This is a genomic window from Vibrio sp. 10N.222.55.A1 (assembly GCF_041473835.1).
GTDB lineage: Bacteria > Pseudomonadota > Gammaproteobacteria > Enterobacterales > Vibrionaceae > Vibrio > Vibrio crassostreae_C.
Window position 1 is genome coordinate 1 of record NZ_JBFRSX010000060.1, and the last position, 19,252, is coordinate 19,252.

Genomic DNA, 19,252 nt, shown 5'->3' on the forward strand with positions numbered 1-19,252 from the left:
CTCGTATCTCGTATCTCGTTTCTTTTACTTATGATTCGAAAAGTTATCGCCTTTCGCCAGTCGGTCGTAAAGCACAACATTCACTGATGCCGCTAGATTCATACAGCCGTTGGTCGGAACGTAAATCGTCTCACGACAGAAATCTGTGATTTCTTTCTTTAGCGTGCCATCTTCTGGGCCAAAAATGTAAAACGCACGTGGTGGGTGCTTGTAATCAGGTAGAGGCTTAGCACCTTCAATCAGATCAACAGCAACCGGCACGCAGCCTACTGGAATAATATCTTTCAGCTCTTCAACACCAATCAAAGGCAGGGCTAAGTGCTTTTCTTTGGTATCGGTATGGAATTTTCGCGCATGGTCGTAGCGTGTGCCAGTGTAAAACACAGAGTTGGCGCCGTAGCAGCCAGCTGCTCGCATCACTGAGCCTACGTTTTCTGGCGTCTTTGGGTTAACTAGGCCAATGCAGGCATAGCCTTTTGATTGTGTGTCTGTTTTTGCTTTGGTCATAATCAGTGAATCTAACGTTGATGATGAAAGTGATGAATCACGATGGAAAATAGCGTGATAAAAATAGCCGAGCAATGGGCTCGGCTAACTTTTAACTCGCTTACATGAATACTTGTTTACTCATGCAGATGAGCGTCAACAGCGGTATTAGTCGCGTTTCCACAGCATGTGACAGAACTTATGTTCTGGATCACGGCTGATTAACATGCGAGCAAATACGTCGTCTAGAACGTCATCAGCTTCATTCACAAGACCAATGCGCACTTCAGCGTAGATCTCTTTGTCGACTTCAAAGCCAACATGTTCAACCCAATCATCGCCAGTTTCAACAAGCTCTGCTGCGCCACGATCTTCAAACTGAGCAGTGAAAAGAATCACGTCTGCAGGCTCTAGGTTGTCAGGTGCCATCTCTAGGAAGATGTCGTATGCAGTGTCAATTGCGTCGTCATAAGACATTAGGTCGTTAGCTTCGGTCATAATAAGTATCTTAGCTTGCGCGGTTCATGTATTTACGTTCAGCAGTGTTTACTACTACTTTGTCGCCAGTCGCGATGTATTCAGGTACTTGAATAGTAAGACCTGTAGAAAGACGAGCAGGCTTAGTACGAGCAGACGCTGATGCACCTTTGATTGAAGGATCAGTCTCTTCGATAACTAGTTCAACAGATGTTGGTAGCTCAAGCGTTGCAGCGTTGCCGTCGATAAGGATCGCGTACATGCCTTGAGTTTCTTCGTTGATGAACAGTAGTTCGTCTTCGATAGTCTCACCGTTGAAGATGAATTGTGTGTAATCTTCGTTGTCCATGAAGATGTACTCGTTGCCATCAACGTAAGAGAACATTACTGCACGCTTAGTTACGTCAATAGTTTCAACAATTTCGTCAGCCTTGTGGCGAACTTCAGTTTTAACGCCAGTTGCTACATCGTTACCACGGAAGCGGTAAATCTTTTGGCCGCCACGGCCGCCTGGTGTTGTTACTTCGATATCTTTAACGATCACTGTTTTGCTTTCTACTGTGATAGCAAAACCTTTTTTAATTTCACTTGCTCTAGGCATTTTGTGTTTGTCCTTAGTGGGTCTATCCGCTGATTATATCTCGGAGATGCTATAAATAGGAATAGCTTGAATCATAAAGTCACCTAGGCGATCATAGAGTTATAGTTAAATCATTATTTTATTTACCGAAACGACCTATGCAGCTACCCGTTATTGACCCAACACAGCCTTTTCAACCTGAATTTCAACCTGTGGTTAACGATCTGATTACCTTTCTAAAAGGTGGGTTAGGATCTAATCTGCACAGTATTTATATTTATGGCAGTGTGGCTCGTAAGCAAGCCGTCTTCGGTCGCTCCAATCTAGATGTGGTTGTGGTGACCCATCGACCGTTTCCTGACCAACGAACCACTTTGTTGAACACCATCAAATGGCGTTTCCAAAAGAGCTTCCCGCAGGTAACTCAAGTGGCGATAAAAACTACCTTAGTGAGTGAGATAGTCGATTTCGACAATATCTTCACTTGGGGTTTTATGCTCAAGCATTTAGCCGTGTGTGTGCATGGTGAAGACTTATCAGACTGCTATGGTGATTTTGAAACAAGTTGGGAAATCGCTAAGCACTGGAATATGGATGCGGAAAACTGGTTGGCGGTGTATCGCAACAAGATCGCACGAGCGACAACGCCAGAACAACAAGTCGCTGCGCAGGTGATTATTGCCAAGAAGCTTCTACGGGCGAGTTACTCACTGGTGATGTACCGCGATAAATATTGGTACGATGATCCTGTTGAATGTGGCCAACAGTTCTTGAAGTATCACCCAGATCGAGAAGTCGAAATCCAAAGGTTGGGCATTTTACTTTCTGGTCGACCAATCCCTAAACGTTCGGTGATCGGTATTCTTGATGGCTTTGGTGAGTGGTTGATTAAGCAGTATCAGAAAACCGAGTTCAGAATCGGATAGAGATTTATAACCGATCCATTGATACTAAAAAGCAGAGTGTGCTGAAGAACATATCTCTGCTTTTTTCGTTTTAAGAGCATATTGAATATAGTGCTAGAACAAACCCAACTGCTGCCCACTAACTCTTTCAAAGTCTAAACCGATGAAGGGCAGTATTGCCTCTGCGACCGGTTTAATCTGCTTGTCGATATAGTGCTGATAATCGATACCACTCTTTAAATACTCCTTGGGCTCAGGGCCACTCAGAGTAATCAAATACTCAATGCGTCCTTTATTTTGGTATTGAAGAGGGCGCCCTAACTGAGCATTGATCTCATCGGCCATACGAGCTGCGCGAACCTGCGGCGGAATGTTCTTTTGGTATTCATGTAATTTGCGGCGTAAGCGCTTTTGATACACCAATAAATCATCATGTTTGCCAGCAGAGGTTTCATCAACAAACTGTCTGACGTAGTCGGTTGGATCTTGATCGTGAAACACCATCTCATACAAGGTTTGTTGGAATTGCTGTGCGAGAGGTGTCCAATCGGTGCGTGCACTCTCAAGCCCTTTAAATATGATCTTTTCTTTATCGCCTTGAGTGATTAATCCGGCATAACGTTTCTTCGAGCCGGTTTCTGAACCTCTAATGGTCGGCATTAGAAACTTGCGATAGTGAGTCTCGTATTCCAATTCGAGTATTGAGGTTAGGTTGTGGGTCTCTTTTAAGTGATTCGTCCACCAATCGTTGATGTAAGCGACCAGTGTGTTCCCGATCTCGTCTGCTTTTTGCTGATCATAACTGCCGTTCAGAGACACGAAGGTTGAATCGGTATCGCCGTAAATCACTTGATAGCCTTTGTCTTCGATCAGAACCTTGGTTTGCTTCATGATCTCATGTCCACGCATGGTAATTGAAGACGCTAACCGGGTATCGAAGAAACGACAACCAGACGAACCTAACACACCATAGAATGAGTTCATGATGATCTTAATCGCCTGAGAGAACGCTTTCTCGTTGTTCTTCTTCGCCACATCACGTGCAGCCCAAAGGTTTTCGATCATCTCGGGCAAGAAGTGTTTAGAGCGGTGGAATTGCCCACCTCGAAAGCCATCAACGGCTTGGTTTTCTGCTGGGCCTAGTTCAAGCTTCAACCCTTCAATTAGTCCCATAGGGTCAATCAGAAACGAGCGAATGATCGATGGATACAGGCTCTTAAAATCGAGTACCAAAACCGAGTCGTACAGATTGGGAATTGAATCCATCACATAACCGCCGGGGCTCGCAATCCAATTCTCTGGCTCTAAGTTCGGTGCGACATAACCCGCTCTGTGGATTTGAGGCAGATATAAGTTAGTAAAGGCCGCAACAGAGCCACCAACGCGATCCAGCTCAACACCGGTTAATCGAGAGCGCTCAATCGCGAAGTCGAGTAGGTGAGTGTGCTCGAAGATGCTGTTTACCAGTACGCAGTCTTGAAGGTTGTACTTAGCGAGTGAGGGTTTATCGAACTTAAACATTCGGTTTATCTCATCCATACGGTCATGAACGTTATGGATGTCTTTGCCTTCCCCAAGCAGCTCTTGCGATACCGACTCAAGAGACCAAGAACGGAAGTGGTAGGTCGCTGTCTTGAGCATATCAATACCATCCAAGACAACGCGCCCCGGAATCGTGATAAAACCTTGCTGATTTTGATCAGAACTGCGGAAAAAGCTCGGTTGGTTGTCTCTGCCGATGTTGAGCTTCACTTCGTTCCATTCTGAACGTTTGTGCAGCAGCCTAAAATCGAAGTCGATAACATTCCAGCCAATGATGATGTCAGGATCAAATTCAGAGAACCAAGCTATCATGGCTTCAAGTAGCGCTTTCTCGTTGGCAACCCATTGGATATTGGTTTCAGCTTGTTGTGCTTCGCCGACCATGATGACTTGGCTGTCCATAGGGCTGTCTAGGCCAATTGAATAAAGCACGCCTTTTTCCGAACACTCAATATCAAGCGAGACCACAGATAGACTGGGTAAGTAATCACCTGCTCGGCATTTTGCCTTTGAGACTCGACGATGCTGATTTTTTTGCACAGCAGATCCGGTGAACTCAATACTTCCCTTGATAAAACGTTCCATCAAGAATCGATCGGCGAGTCGAATATCGCTTTCAAAGGTTTGGATTTCTTCGTTGTGAAAGGCTTGCGCTAAACCAAAGCTGCTTCTCGACAGTGAGGTGTAACACGCGGCGAGAGGTGTTTGCTCGAATGTGGCTAATTCTAGAGGCTTAAATTGGCAATCGATCGACTCTTTCGCTGCGATTGCCTGACATGCCTCAACGTCAGATTGAGCGACAAAAAATACCGGTTTTTCATTTTGAATCGTCAGCAGAGTAGGGCCTTGAGGGGTGCTTAACCACAAGTCGATTTGTGTGCGCCCTGAAAAATCTCTTGCTTGTCTTGTGAGTACAAAGCCTTGCTGAATATCCAATGTAGTAACCTATTGAAATGGGGAATCGAATACTACCATCTAGCGACCCTCTGCGCACAAAAGGCAGTAAAAATACTAACTAAATTCTAGTTAGTAGAGGCAAATAACGGGACTCTATAAGCAAATAAGTGAAATTGTCGCGAATGGTTATTCAATGGTATTGAAAATATCTTTATCTTATGTAATTTTATTGGGTGTTGTTTTAACTGGTTGATTTTTAGAAAAAGCTTGTTGTTTTAGTTAGCTTATTTGTTAATAAGTACTTGCTAAAGTTCGTGTTTCAGCACATATTCAACAGAGCTTTTTTTTAGTAATTAAGTTAAGATGTACTCAATGCTGCGATCCACTGTTCCTTTGTTCAATTGTTTCAAACAGATGAAATGACACAGTGGTTGCAGAGCCAATTAATAGTGTGGAGATACAAGTTTGATAAATGTTTTCCTTGTAGATGATCACGAGCTGGTTCGCACAGGGATACGACGTATTATTCGTCCGTGGAATGAACGTAGCAGGGGAAGCTGAAAGCGGTGAAGATGCTGCAAAATGGTGTCGTACTAACAATACTGACGTTATTTTGATGGATATGAATATGCCTGGTATTGGTGGCTTAGAAGCAACCAAGAAGATCTTGCGTTTCAACCCTGATGTTAAAATCATCGTTTTAACTGTTCATACGGAAAATCCGTTTCCAACTAAAGTGATGCAAGCTGGAGCTGCTGGTTACCTTACTAAAGGGGCAGGTCCGGATGAAATGGTAAATGCAATTCGAGTGGTTAATAGTGGCCAACGATACATTTCACCAGAAATTGCGCAGCAGATGGCTTTGAGCCAATTCTCGCCTGCGTCTGAAAATCCATTCGCAGACTTATCTGAACGTGAACTTCAAATCATGATGATGATTACCAAAGGTCAGAAAGTGACGGATATTTCAGAACAACTCAATCTAAGTCCTAAAACAGTTAACAGTTACCGCTACCGCTTGTTCAGTAAGCTGGATATCAGTGGCGATGTAGAGCTGACGCATTTAGCGATTAGACATGGAATGTTAGACACTGAGACCCTTTAACACTGAGATCGTATAGTGACCAACTTGTTTGACTCAGTCTCATTCCTCAAGACAGTAACAGAGCAGCCCGGCGTTTATCGAATGTATAACGCCGAGGCTGCCGTTATTTACGTCGGTAAAGCTAAGAACCTCAAAAAACGCCTTTCCAGTTATTTCCGTAAAAAAGTCGACAGTGAAAAAACACGCGCTCTAGTTAGTAATATTGACAAGATCGATGTCACTGTAACGCACACGGAAACAGAAGCGCTCATTCTTGAGCACAACTACATCAAGCAGTACTTGCCTAAATACAACGTACTTTTGCGTGATGATAAGTCGTACCCTTATATTTTTATTAGCGGTCACAAGCATCCTCGTTTGTCGATGCACCGTGGTGCTAAGAAGAAAAAGGGCGAATACTTTGGTCCTTACCCTGATTCCGGCGCTGTGCGTGAGACGCTACACCTAATCCAAAAGATTTTCCCTGCCCGCCAGTGTGAAGATACGGTTTATGCCAATAGAACGCGCCCGTGTTTGATGTATCAGATTGGTCGTTGTGCTGCGCCATGTGTTAGCTCAATCATCTCTGATGAAGAGTACAGTGAACTTATCGACTACGTTCGTCTGTTCCTGCAAGGGAAAGACAAATTAGTCCTTGAGACGCTCATCGACAAAATGGACAAGGCAAGCCGTGAGCTTCGTTTTGAACAAGCTGCCGCTTTCCGTGATCAAATCCAAGCGATTCGACGTGTGCAAGAACAACAATACGTATCTGACGATTCAATGGAAGATATGGACGTGTTGGGATTTGCTCAAGAGAATGGCGTAGCGTGTATTCATATCTTGATGATTCGCCAAGGCAAGGTTTTAGGCAGTAGAAGCCATTTCCCTAAAATTCCCAACAATACGGTGCGAGAAGAGGTCTTTTCGAGCTTTTTAAGCCAATACTATCTTGCGCATAGTGAAGCGAGAACCATCCCAACCCGTTTGATTCTCAATGCCGATTTGATGGAAGATGTCACACCGATTCAAGAAGCCTTGTGTGAAGTAGCGGGTCGTAAGATTCACTTCAATACCAACCCTTCAGGTACTCGAGGTCGTTACCTTAAATTGTCTAATACCAATGCATTGACGGCTATTACCACCAAGATTAATCACAAGATGACGATTAATCAGCGCTTCAAAGAGCTCCAAGAAGTGCTGTCGATGGATGCTATCAAGCGCATGGAATGTTTTGATATCAGTCATACCATGGGTGAAAGCACGATTGCGTCGTGTGTGGTGTTCAATCAAGAAGGCCCGGTTAAACCAGAGTACCGTCGTTACAACATCACCGGCATTACAGGTGGCGATGATTATGCAGCGATGGCTCAGGCGCTTGAGAGACGTTATTCGAAGCAACTCGATGTCGACAAGATCCCAGACATCATCTTTATCGATGGTGGTAAAGGTCAGCTAAACCGCGCTCATGAGATCATTTCTCAATATTGGGGTGATTGGCCGTTTAGACCAAGAATGATGGGTATTGCGAAAGGCGTGACGCGTAAACCGGGTTTAGAAACTTTGGTAACCCTTGAAGGTGAAGAGTTTAATTTACCTAGCGATGCACCAGCGCTGCATCTTATCCAGCACATTCGTGATGAGAGCCATAATCATGCGATTGCAGGGCACAGGGCGAAACGTGGTAAAACGCGCAGAACCAGTGCTTTGGAAGGAATTGAAGGGGTAGGACCTAAACGTCGTCAAGCTTTGCTGAAATATATGGGTGGCTTACAAGAACTTAAGCGTGCAACTGTCGAAGAAATAGCCAAAGTGCCGGGCATTAGTCATTCTTTGGCAGAAAACATTTATCAAGCATTGAAACAATAGTAAAAATCCCGCACCATTAAAGCGCAATTAATAAGAGCCCAATAATATGCGTTTGAATATACCTAACATTTTGTCCTTACTGAGACTATTTTTGATCCCAGTATTCGTTGTCGTTTTCTATCTACCTTATCAATGGGCTCCTTTCGCTGCTGCGATGGTGTTTTGGGTAGCCGGTTTCACTGATTGGCTAGATGGCATGCTAGCTCGTAAGTTAGGGCAAACGTCTCGCTTCGGTGCCTTCATTGACCCTGTGGCTGACAAAGTGTTGGTCGCTACGGCTCTTATCCTGATTACAGAGCATTACCACTCTATTTGGATAACTATTCCAGCCGTGACCATGATTGCTCGTGAGATCATCATTTCAGCGCTTCGTGAATGGATGGCTGAAATCGGTAAACGCGCAAGTGTTGCGGTATCTTGGGTTGGTAAAGTCAAAACGGTTTCTCAGATGTTCGCTCTTTGGGTACTTATCTGGAGATACGACGACTGGATGGTGTGGGTAGGTTACATTGCACTGTATGTCGCCACCGTTCTTACTTATTGGTCAATGGCACAATACTTGATGGCTGCCAAAGACGATTTGTTAGACGAAAAACATCATTGATGAAGAAGCGAGCTGAGGCTCGCTTTTTTGATCTTTAACCTAAGGTTAAGTTATCAATAGTGGATATCTAATGTGATATAGATCTCCTTTGAATAACCCGCTCACAGTGTGTTTTGAACATAAAGTCAGCTATTTGGCCTGTTTCGTATGAAATCTATTCAAACGAATTAAAAATACAAAAATAATATTGACTCAATCGTCTGAATCCGTAGAATGCATCTCGTACCCAAGAGGATGGCAATGAGCGATTCGATTGGAGTTACTAAGGCGCCTTGGCAGAGTGGCTATGCAGCGGATTGCAAATCCGTGGACCTCGGTTCGACTCCGGGAGGCGCCTCCATTCTCTCTTTCTTCTAGAAAGAATTTGAATGAAAATGCGATACTAGCTCAGTTGGTAGAGCGCAACCTTGCCAAGGTTGAGGTCATCGGTTCGAACCCGATGTATCGCTCCAAATTTTGTAATGTTGATTGGCGTCAGCATTAAGATGGTGTTTTACTTTTCAGTAATCGGCATCGCAATAAAGAATTGCGTGCCCTGGTGGTGGAATTGGTAGACACAAGGGATTTAAAATCCCTCGGCGTTCGCGCTGTGCCGGTTCAAGTCCGGCCCGGGGCACCATCTATTAAAGTCTTTATCTCGATAAAGCAAATGCGATACTAGCTCAGTTGGTAGAGCGCAACCTTGCCAAGGTTGAGGTCATCGGTTCGAACCCGATGTATCGCTCCAAATTAAGAAGCCCGAACAGAAATGTTCGGGCTTTTTGGTTTCTGACGTTTAGCTTTTACGTTTAAGAACTCTTCTTGTTCGAATCCGCACTCAACATTCATTTCTATCTCTGTTTCAAATTTTGCAATCAAGTTAGTTTTTAAAAGCGAGATTCCCTATGAACTCGTTCCTCGTGCTAGGGAATGACGGAAAGACGGTATGACCTCAAAGTCTCTCTAGTAACGTTTATAAATCCACGTCGTCATCCTCGGGCGTGAGGAACGAGCGAACCGGGGAGCTCTTGCCGCTTGCTGATTAACTTCAGTTTAATCTATTGCATCAGATAGTTTCTGAATAAAACAATACATCGACATGTTGTAAGGGACTCCCAATGAACTCATTCTTCAGGCTAAGGAATGACGGAAAGGCGCCACAGCCTCAAAGCCATCACTAACACCGCCTGTACACCCACGTCGTCATCCTCGGGTGTGAGGAACGAATGAACCGGGGATCTCTTGCCGCTTGCTGATTAACTTCAGTTTAATCTATTGCATCAGATAGTTTCTTGAATAAAGCAATACAATGACATGTTGTAAGGGGTTCTCTATGAATTCATACCTCGCTCTAGGGAGTGACGCCATGACCTAAAAGCTTCTCTAGCAACGTTTATAACCCCACGTCGTCATCCTCGGGTATGAGGAACGAATGAACCGGGGATCTCTTTCCCAAACGATAGTGTGACGATATTTACAGCAATTGCTTAGCCACCGCTGCTATTTATCAAGCTATTACTAAAAACTATTGATCGTTCATTTCACTTTATGTTACTTTCCCGCGCAATCTCGGAATGAAAATGTTCAAGAAGAGCAACGATTGCTTCTGGGGGATACGCGTAGTGACCATTCTTGCTGATTGGGACATTACGTAGGGTAGGTATTGGCTAGTCCTTTAGCTGATAGACGGGATACTTATGGCGCAGTTCGTCATGTTAATGGGAAACCCAACATTGAACACACTAATTACAACATTGCTAATCAGCTCTGCATTTCCAAAGGGACCAGCTCCTCATAGCTGCCCGATCCTGCAAAAATGTCCAATTCTTCAAAACAGTAGCATTACTGAACCTTGAGCTCACGCTAACAATTTATCGCTGTCTTAAGACGGCTTAATTTCGTATTCGTCATTTGACTTATGCGAGCGTACAGCTATATCTCATTTCTAGACAATACGTGTACTTCACTATGAACTCTCTCCAACTTTAACGAGAGTTGGTGGGTAATTGCGTCTGATGGAGGTGAGTATGAACACATTCAAGGGGACTTTTATGACTACCGCCTTTGAAGTCGATATCAATACTATCGCAAATTCATTTTCAACTATGGTTCCTATCTTAGAGGGAACGTACGACCTAACACCTGACGCTATTTTGCTAGAGCAAGAACAGCATGAGTCGGATGTTCGCTCTTACCCAAGACGCCTGCCTATTGCTATTAAACGAGCATGTGGCGCTTTAGTTGAAGACACTCGTGGCCAACTCTTTCTCGATTGCTTAGCCGGTGCAGGTACACTTTCTCTGGGTTACAACCACCCTGAGATTAACCAAGCACTTAAAGACCAACTCGATTCTGGTTTGCCATACCAAACACTTGATATCACGACTCAAGCAAAAGAGACGTTTATCAAGCGAGTTAAAGCTTTTCTTCCTCAAGACTTTTCAAATAACTCGGTTCTTCAATTCTGTGGCCCATCTGGCGCTGACGCTGTGGAAGCGGCGATCAAGCTCGCCAAGCAAACCACAGGTCGCAACACCATGTTTGCTTTCCGTGGTGCTTACCATGGTATGACGAACGGCACCATGGGTATGATGGGTAACCTCGGCACTAAAGAGCGTCGTAGCGGCTTGATGTCTGATGTGCACTTCATGCCTTTCCCATACAACCTACGCTGCCCGTTTGGTATTGGTGGTGAAGCGGGTGCTAACGCGAGCATTCGTTACATCGAACGTATGTTGAATGATGACGAGTCTGGCATCATGAAACCGGCGGCGATGATCGTTGAGCCTGTGCAAGGTGAGGGCGGTGTGATTCCTGCTCCAGCATCTTGGTTACAAGGCCTACGTCGCATCTGTGATGAGCACGGTATACTACTGATTTTTGATGAAATTCAGTGTGGTGTCGGCAAAACAGGACATCGATTCGCGTTTGAAGAGTCAGGCGTTAACCCTGATATCTTATGTTTGTCTAAAGCGATCGGTGGCGGACTGCCTATGTCGCTGCTTGTATTCGACAAGAGCATCGATACTTGGAAAGCGGGTGAACATACCGGTACATTCCGTGGTAACCAGTTAGCAATGGTGTCTGGTGCTAAAGCACTGGAAATCATCGAGCGAGATGGTTTGGTGGAGCACGCGAACATTGCAGGCCAATACCTACGTCATGGGTTAGAGAAGATTCAATCACGCGTTAGCTGTATTGCTGAAGTTCGTGGTAAAGGCCTGATGCTCGGTGCTGAGATCAAACAACCAAATGGTGAGCTTAACAAGTTTGGCGAACCACAATCAGACGGCGAACTAACCCTAGCGATTCAACGAGCAGCGTTAGAGCGTGGCTTGATGGTTGAAAAGGGTGGTCGTGATGGCTCGGTAATTCGTTTCCTTCCGCCAATGATTATCTCTTTTGAGCAGATTGACTTTGCACTCCGCGTAATGGAAGAAGCGATCATCGCAGCTGGTGGTGGCTTACAACAAGACCCAGCTTCAAGCGAACAAGCAAACCAAGAATGGAACAAGCACTTCATTCACACAGGCTTAGGCGGTAGCGACGAATTCGCTAACGTCATGAACCAAACCACTCAGGCGATGAAAGCGGTTTTCGAGCAGGTTGAAACGCCATACTCAGGTCTAGAACCAAAAGTGCTAGAGGCTGCTATCAAGGCTGTCGACCTAGACAACAACCAACACGCTTTGGTTGATGTTGTAGATAGTACTGCAGACCTTGTCGCTGCAAACTCCATCTTCGTGCAACACCCAGATTGCATTGCACACCTTCACACTCCTCCTCTTATGGCTTCGGTAGCAGCGGAATCGATTATCGCGGCGTTGAATCAATCAATGGATTCATGGGACCAAGCATCGGCTGCAACTTATGTTGAGCAGCGCGTGGTTGATTGGATGTGTGACAAGTACCAACTTGGCGCACAAGCTGACGGTGTTTTCACTAGCGGAGGCACGCAAAGTAACCTAATGGGTTTACTGCTTGCGAGAGACTGGGTTGCGGATAAGCACAATGGTCATTCTATCCAAAAGCTTGGCTTACCAGAATACGCGAGCAAGCTGCGTATCTTATGTTCAAAGAAATCTCACTTCACGGTTCAAAAGTCAGCCTCTCTACTAGGGCTAGGCGAAGCGGCAGTGTGCTGTGTTGATACCAATGCAAACGGCACTATCAAGCCTGATTTGTTAGATGCAGAAGTGAAAGCGCTTAAAGCACAAGGGTTGATTCCTTTTGCTGTTGTCGGTACGGCGGGTACAACCGATCACGGTGCTATCGACGACCTTGATGCGATTGCAGACCTCGCAAGCCAACAAGGCCTTTGGTTCCATGTCGACAGTGCTTACGGTGGCGCGCTTATCTTGAGTAGCCACAAGGCTCGCTTACAAGGCATCGAAAAAGCGGACTCTGTGAGTGTCGATTTCCACAAATTGTTCTATCAAACAATCAGCTGCGGCGCGGTATTGTTGAAAGACAAAGCGAACTTTAAGTACCTTCTACATCACGCAGATTACCTAAACCGCGAACACGATGAACTGCCAAATCTAGTCGATAAGTCTATTGCGACCACCAGGCGTTTCGATGCATTGAAAGTCTTCATGACGATGCAAAGCGTTGGACCAAAGCAGTTGGGTGATATGTACGACCATCTTCTTGAGCAAACGCTAGAAGTGGCAGACCTGATTCAAAACCAAGCTGGCTTAGAGCTACTCGCAGAGCCGTCACTATCAACAGTGCTGTTCCGATCTAAGCCGTCAGCAAACGGCGAGCTAGATTTAGACAAATTGAATCAAACGCTAAGACTGGAAGCGCTGACTCGTGGTGTTGCAGTACTCGGTGAAACGGTCGTGGATGGTAAGAGTGCGCTTAAATTCACTATCTTGAATCCGTGCCTAAAGACATCAGATTTCAAATCTCTAATTAACAAAATTCAAACTCTAGCCACTGAGCTAGCAGAACAACAAGGGTAATTAATACTATGGCTATTCTACAAATTGGTGCAGGCGGCGTTGGTTGGGTTGTTGCACACAAAGCAGCACAAAATAACGAAGTACTGGGTGATATCACAATCGCTTCTCGCACAATCGCGAAGTGTGAAAAAATCATCGAATCTATCAAGGGCAAAAACAACCTTAAAGATTCAACTAAGAAACTAGAAGCACGTTCAGTAGACGCTGATGATGTTGATGCGCTTGTTGCTTTGATTAAAGAAGTTCAGCCGGATCTAGTGATCAACGCTGGTCCTCCTTGGGTAAACATGGCAATCATGGAAGCATGTTACCAATCTAAAGTTTCTTATTTAGATACATCGGTAGCGGTTGACCTATGTTCTGAAGGCCAACAAGTACCACAAGCTTACGATTGGCAGTGGGGCTACCGTGAGAAGTTCGCTGAAGCCGGCATCACAGGTATTCTTGGTGCTGGTTTCGATCCAGGTGTGGTATCAATCTTTGCTGCATACGCGGTTAAGCACTTGTTCGATGAGATTGACTCAATTGATGTAATGGATGTGAATGCTGGTGACCACGGCAAGAAGTTTGCGACAAACTTTGACCCAGAAACCAACATGCTTGAGATCCAAGGCGATTCTTTCTACTGGGAAAATGAAGAGTGGAAACAAGTACCTTGTCACTCTCGTATGCTTGAGTTTGAATTCCCGAACTGTGGTTCTCACAAAGTTTACTCAATGGCGCATGATGAAGTTCGTTCAATGAAAGAGTTCATCCCAGCTAAGCGTATCGAATTTTGGATGGGCTTTGGTGATGCATACTTGAACTACTTCAACTGCATGCGTGATATCGGTCTTCTTAGCCCAGATCCGCTAACACTGCACGATGGTACTGTGGTTCAGCCTCTGCATGTTCTTAAAGCACTACTACCGGATCCAACATCTCTAGCTCCGGGTTACACTGGTTTAACGTGTATCGGTACTTGGGTTCAAGGTAAGAAAGATGGTAAAGAGCGTAGCGTATTCATCTACAATAACGCAGACCACGAAGTGGCTTACGAAGACGTAGAGCACCAAGCGATCTCTTACACAACTGGTGTTCCAGCGATTACCGCTGCACTTCAGTTCTTCCGTGGCGAATGGGCTGATAAAGGCGTGTTCAACATGGAACAGCTAAATCCAGATCCGTTCCTAGCAACTATGCCGGAAATTGGTCTAGATTGGCATGTTCAAGAGCTTGAAGCAGGCCAAGGTCTTCCAGTGATTCATGAGCTGAAAAAATAAGAACTGATTTCTTGTTTTGATTGCTAATTAAAGGGGACATGGATTGTTCCCTTTTCGATGATGATAGCCTTGAAGCTTTGGTATCATTTATTTTGATTTTGTAACTCACTGCGCTCGGACAGGACAAAATCAAAATAAATAACACCAAAATTGTTAATTTACCTTTCCATCTATAGATGCTGCTTGAGTGTTTACAAAAATGACGTTTAAGAAAGAAGAACTAAAAACCCCATATTTCATGATCAACGAAGACAAGTTGATTGCGAACTTAGAAAAAGCCAAGCAACTGAAAGAGATTTCAGGTGTGAAATTGGTACTTGCGCTTAAGTGCTTCTCGACTTGGGGCGTGTTTGACATCATCAAACCGTACCTAGACGGTACTACTAGTTCTGGCCCTTATGAAGTGAAATTAGGTCACGAAACTTTTGGCGGTGAAACTCATGCTTACAGTGTGGGCTACAGTGAAGATGACGTGAGAGAGGTTGCTGACATCTGCGACAAGATGATCTTCAACTCTCAAAGCCAACTTGCTGCTTACCGTCATATTGTTGAAGGTAAAGCTTCACTGGGTTTACGTTTAAATCCGGGCGTGAGCTACGCAGGGCAAGACTTGGCGAATCCAGCACGTCAATTCTCGCGTTTGGGCGTGCAAGCTGACCACATCAAACCAAAAATTTTCGATGAGATTAATGGTGTGATGTTCCACATGAACTGTGAGAACAAAGACGTCGATGCGTTTATCGGCCTGCTTGATTCAATCTCAGAACAGTTTGGTGAGCACTTAGATAAGTTGGACTGGGTGAGCATGGGCGGAGGTGTGTTCTTCACATGGCCTGGCTATGACATCGAAAAACTCGGTCTTGCGCTGAAAGCCTTCTCTGAAAAGCACGGTGTGCAGATGTATCTTGAGCCGGGTGAAGCGATCATCACTAAAACAACCGACCTAGTTGTGACAGTGGTCGATATTGTTGAGAACGTGAAGAAAACAGCGATTGTGGATTCAGCGACTGAGGCGCACCGCCTTGACACGCTTATCTACAATGAGCCCGCATCAGTATTGGAAGCATCAGAAACAGGCAGCCATGACTACGTGATTGGTTCGTGTTCATGTCTTGCGGGCGATCAGTTCTGCGAAGCGAGCTTTGATGAGCCACTTAAGATTGGTCAAAAGCTGCATCTGTTAGACAGCGCGGGTTACACAATGGTGAAATTGAACTGGTTCAATGGCCTTAAAATGCCTTCAATCTTCTGTGAACGTAGCAGTGGTGAAGTTCAGAAGCTAAATGAATTCGGCTATGAAGACTTCAAACGCTCATTATCACAATGGTCAGTTAAGTAACTGAATCACAAGTTCAGAGCAATACAAAGAGCAGCTAATGAGCTGCTCTTTTTTGTTCTTTAATTTTGTTTATTTAGCTTTCAATCATCACACGAGTATCTTCACTGAGCGTTTCGAGTTCATTAACTACGTCGTCGATCTGTACTTCGATTGGCAGCTTAACGGCGATTTTTGATGTGAATAGACTTGAGCTAACACCGCCGCCACCAGCGATAAAGACGCGGTGACAATCCATATCGAGAATACTGATTCCTTGTCTATCCAATACATGAGTCACTTCGTTGACGATACCTGCTCGGTCGTTAGAGTCGAGTCTCAAGTGATGGACCGTGTCTTGAACATTGTATGTATGATCGGAATCGACAAACTGCACGATGAGATCTGGATTGGCGCTGAACGCTTCTTTTACAATCGATTCGTTGATGGCTGGAAGTTGAACCTTTAGTACGCCTGCGACTTGGTCTTCAATAAAGTTCACTTTACTGATGAGCCATTTGCCGTCGTTTTCGTGAGTAACCGCAGCAAGCTGTTTGATTGTTGCTGGTGATGCTTTTCCGATAAAGTTTACGATAAATGTACTGTTCATATCAGCCCCCAAGGTTTCAATTATTCTTTGCTAATTAAATGTTTGATATCACGCGATAAAGTTCTTTAATTTCAGTGTAGAAGGTTACATCGAACAATGTTTGACCTAGGTCAATTTTTGAAACTAAGCTTCGATGCAAAAAAAGAGAATGAAGAGTAGGGCACAAAAAAAGCGGCTAGAGAGCCGCTTTTTAGAAGAGTTGTCACTGTGATTGATGATTCAGCAACTTATATTCAATAACTTATATTGAGTAGTACTAGAGACGAATTAGAACGTTACTTTGAAGTTCATACCAACAAACTGAGAGTCGTATGGTGCGCCAGCATCGTAAGCAAAACGTGCAGCGTCTTGGTTATCCCACCAAGGGTTAGTATTCAGGTTAACTTCTGCATCACCGCCCCATGCGTCACTTACCCAGTAGTGAATGTGTCCAACAGGGTTAAGGAAGAATAGCGACACATCACCCATGGTTTGAGAGCCCATCACTTCGCCACCTGAAGCAATGATATCCTGCTCTGCTTCTAGCATCATTTCACCGACAACCGCACCGAAGAAAGGTGTGATGAAGAGATCTTGCCATGAAGGTACTTCTGCAAACGCTTCTACGCCGTATTCCCAGAAGAACGTCGACATAGTCCAAGAGTATAAGAATGACTCAAACTCGTCGTAACCTGCGTGTCGAGCTGCGGTGTAGTAAACACCACCGAAATATGGGTGCATTACGTAGTTTAGGAAGTGTTCGTCACGGTCCCATGTTGGACCAGCAGAAACGTTATCTTTCCACTTTTTACCTAATGAGCTGATATCACGTTGGTCATCATCCCACTTAGTAATACTTTCAGGGAGCAGAGTCATTAGACCCACTGTCGCGACACTCAAGCCAAGAATGGTGTAGGTTTGACCCATTAGGTAATCCCAATCTTTCTCCTGACTCACCAACATGTGTTTTGGTTGTTGGATTGAGAAGTCGTACTCATCACTCGACTCGCTCAGTGCGTAATTGGTACTAGGCTTGTAGGTGTACAAGTTGTCATTAAAACAGTAATCTTGAGCACATTCATCCGAGTAAGAAAGGTTGATTGGCTGGTCGAAGTCGTATTGGCTTGCAACCGAGTTAACTGACATTAGCATTGAAAATGCGGCAGTAACCTTTGCTAGTAACGGTGATTTGGCCACAAGGGTCTCCATGACAAAGTTTGGAATTGATCAGGGTCACAATTATCTATTAAATGCCTGATTTAGGGAACTAATAATTTATAGCTTTTCCTAAGAAAACCTTAGGTTTAACATTATTAATATTAGTAAAAAGGCGAATTGCTCCAAATTCAACCATAGACCAGTTTGTAAATAATGCAGTGTCTTTTTATGACAACAAGGGATAGAAATATGACGAAAATCGCAATGTTAAGCACAGGTGAAGAAGTTCTTCATGGAGACATTGTAGATACAAACGCAGCTTGGATGTCTGCTGAGTTTTATCAGCATGGTTTTGCGCTTGCTAAGCGCTCAACTGTGGGTGATCAAATGAATGCTCTTGTTGAAGAACTGCTGATGCTGAGCTTTAACTATGATGTGGTTATCGTTAATGGTGGTTTAGGCCCGACAACCGATGATATGAGTGCTGCCGCCGCTGCAGCTGCTTCCGAGCAGAAACTCGTCATGTTCCCTGAATGGCTTGCTCGTATGGAAGAGATGTTCTCTGGACGTGGCATGCCAATGCCAGACAGCAACCTTAAACAAGCTTTGTTACCTGCGAGTTCAGAGATTGTCGATAACCCTGTGGGGACGGCTTGTGGCTTCAAACTGAAAATTAACGATGCGACTTTCTATTTCACGCCGGGTGTACCAAGTGAATTCAAGCGCATGGTGACGTTTGAGATTCTTCCTGACTTGTCGTGTACCTACCCTCAAGTGGTTGCCTCTGAATGCAGTCGACTGTTTACGTTTGGTTTGTCTGAGTCCGGTATCTCTGATGTTTTGGATCAACTAAAGCTGCCAGAAGGTTATGAACTTGGTTATCGCTCTTATCTGCCGTTCATTGAGGTCAAACTGTTTGGTCCTAAGGCAGACTTAGAAACTCGCGTTAAGCTTCTGCAGATGGTTTACAAGCTGCTAGAGAGTAATGTCGTTAGTGTTGATGAGCCGATGATTGACCATATTGGACACATCATGGCGGAAAAAAAGAAGACGTTATCTGTGTCTGAAGTGTCGACCAAAGGTTCACTGTCAGCGTGGCTGCAATTGAATGAGCAGATAGAAGATTGCTTCGGACACTCATGGGTGATGGCTGAGCCAAAAGAGAGCGAACTTGAAAAGAGCGATCCATTAGCCGCGACCTTTGCGCTGGCTGGAGCAACAAGAGATAAGTGCGGAACTGAATTGGCTTTGGTGACTGGTAAGCTGGAAGGCAACACATTCAGCGTTGCATTGTCGACTGAAGCAGGCGAATGGGGGCAGGTACTTGAGTTTTATCGTCAGTACTCGCGTGAAGACCAACGCAACGTGATTAAGACCGTTGCCGCCGATATGCTGAGAAGGCATTTAGACAACAAACCGATGTTTGGTACTTATTCTTCGGTTAAGCGATTAAAAGACATGTTTATTCCAGCGGCTATCATTAAGTAGCTATGTAAGCTAACGATGTAAGCGAACTCGCTAAGTCTGTATTAAAAACG

Annotated in this window: 13 protein-coding genes, 4 tRNA genes and 1 pseudogene; 12 read left to right on the forward strand and 6 right to left on the reverse strand. The window is 44.7% G+C overall.

Translation table 11 applies throughout. From position 1 onward, the window contains the following. Positions 1-24: 24 nt before the first annotated feature. The 3 genes from AB4493_RS17015 to yeiP form a co-directional block, all read right to left on the reverse strand. Complete coding sequence (locus AB4493_RS17015; protein ID WP_017061495.1) at positions 25-507, reverse strand: RNA methyltransferase; 483 nt, start codon at positions 505-507, stop codon at positions 25-27. 147 nt (positions 508-654) lie between these two features. Then, positions 655-984, reverse strand: coding sequence for an HI1450 family dsDNA-mimic protein (locus tag AB4493_RS17020; protein ID WP_004741258.1), 330 nt, complete (start codon positions 982-984; stop codon positions 655-657). Positions 985-994: 10 nt separating this feature from the next. Next, positions 995-1,564 carry an elongation factor P-like protein YeiP gene (yeiP, locus tag AB4493_RS17025; protein WP_017055115.1) on the reverse strand — a complete coding sequence of 190 codons (570 nt, stop codon included), beginning with the start codon at positions 1,562-1,564 and terminating at the stop codon, positions 995-997. A gap of 137 nt (positions 1,565-1,701) precedes the next feature. On the opposite strand from yeiP, the gene AB4493_RS17030 reads away from it, so the two are divergent. Further along, a complete protein-coding gene (locus AB4493_RS17030; RefSeq protein WP_017061494.1) occupies positions 1,702-2,469 on the forward strand; it encodes a hypothetical protein in 768 nt (255 codons plus the stop codon). Between the two features lie 93 nt (positions 2,470-2,562). Here AB4493_RS17030 and AB4493_RS17035 read toward each other — a convergent pair whose 3' ends face one another. Continuing rightward, entirely contained in the window at positions 2,563-4,926 is a 2,364-nt protein-coding gene (locus tag AB4493_RS17035; protein ID WP_372155493.1) for a DNA polymerase II, read from the reverse strand. Positions 4,927-5,352: 426 nt separating this feature from the next. On the opposite strand from AB4493_RS17035, the pseudogene uvrY reads away from it, so the two are divergent. The 10 genes and pseudogenes from uvrY to nspC all read left to right on the forward strand — a co-directional run bounded on the left by uvrY (position 5,353) and on the right by nspC (position 15,991). Then, a pseudogene (gene uvrY / locus AB4493_RS17040) lies at positions 5,353-5,992 on the forward strand (UvrY/SirA/GacA family response regulator transcription factor). A 15-nt stretch (positions 5,993-6,007) separates the two neighbouring features. Then, on the forward strand, positions 6,008-7,840 hold the full coding sequence (uvrC, locus tag AB4493_RS17045) for an excinuclease ABC subunit UvrC (protein ID WP_029235668.1): 1,833 nt from the start codon (positions 6,008-6,010) through the stop codon (positions 7,838-7,840). Between the two features lie 46 nt (positions 7,841-7,886). Next, positions 7,887-8,444 carry a CDP-diacylglycerol--glycerol-3-phosphate 3-phosphatidyltransferase gene (pgsA, locus tag AB4493_RS17050; protein WP_017061490.1) on the forward strand — a complete coding sequence of 186 codons (558 nt, stop codon included), beginning with the start codon at positions 7,887-7,889 and terminating at the stop codon, positions 8,442-8,444. A gap of 266 nt (positions 8,445-8,710) precedes the next feature. Further along, positions 8,711-8,784: transfer RNA gene (locus AB4493_RS17055), tRNA-Cys, on the forward strand. A 36-nt stretch (positions 8,785-8,820) separates the two neighbouring features. Continuing rightward, positions 8,821-8,896 (forward strand) — tRNA-Gly (locus AB4493_RS17060). Between the two features lie 80 nt (positions 8,897-8,976). Then, a tRNA-Leu gene (locus AB4493_RS17065) sits at positions 8,977-9,063 on the forward strand. Between the two features lie 32 nt (positions 9,064-9,095). Beyond that, positions 9,096-9,171, forward strand: a tRNA-Gly gene (locus AB4493_RS17070). Between the two features lie 1,279 nt (positions 9,172-10,450). Next, positions 10,451-13,390 carry a pyridoxal phosphate-dependent class III aminotransferase gene (locus AB4493_RS17075; protein WP_372155494.1) on the forward strand — a complete coding sequence of 980 codons (2,940 nt, stop codon included), beginning with the start codon at positions 10,451-10,453 and terminating at the stop codon, positions 13,388-13,390. 8 nt (positions 13,391-13,398) lie between these two features. After that, on the forward strand, positions 13,399-14,652 hold the full coding sequence (locus tag AB4493_RS17080) for a carboxynorspermidine synthase (RefSeq protein WP_017061002.1): 1,254 nt from the start codon (positions 13,399-13,401) through the stop codon (positions 14,650-14,652). A 199-nt stretch (positions 14,653-14,851) separates the two neighbouring features. Next, positions 14,852-15,991: a carboxynorspermidine decarboxylase gene (gene nspC / locus AB4493_RS17085; RefSeq protein WP_372155495.1), complete on the forward strand. Its 1,140-nt coding sequence runs from the start codon at positions 14,852-14,854 to the stop codon at positions 15,989-15,991. Positions 15,992-16,064: 73 nt separating this feature from the next. Here nspC and AB4493_RS17090 read toward each other — a convergent pair whose 3' ends face one another. Both AB4493_RS17090 and AB4493_RS17095 read right to left on the reverse strand, forming a co-directional pair. Then, on the reverse strand, positions 16,065-16,577 hold the full coding sequence (locus AB4493_RS17090; protein WP_017069174.1) for a glycine cleavage system protein R: 513 nt from the start codon (positions 16,575-16,577) through the stop codon (positions 16,065-16,067). 267 nt (positions 16,578-16,844) lie between these two features. Next, entirely contained in the window at positions 16,845-17,753 is a 909-nt protein-coding gene (locus AB4493_RS17095; RefSeq protein WP_017069173.1) for a DUF3943 domain-containing protein, read from the reverse strand. A gap of 210 nt (positions 17,754-17,963) precedes the next feature. On the opposite strand from AB4493_RS17095, the gene AB4493_RS17100 reads away from it, so the two are divergent. Continuing rightward, a complete protein-coding gene (locus AB4493_RS17100) occupies positions 17,964-19,202 on the forward strand; it encodes a CinA family nicotinamide mononucleotide deamidase-related protein (RefSeq protein WP_017069172.1) in 1,239 nt (412 codons plus the stop codon). Positions 19,203-19,252 lie beyond the last annotated feature (50 nt).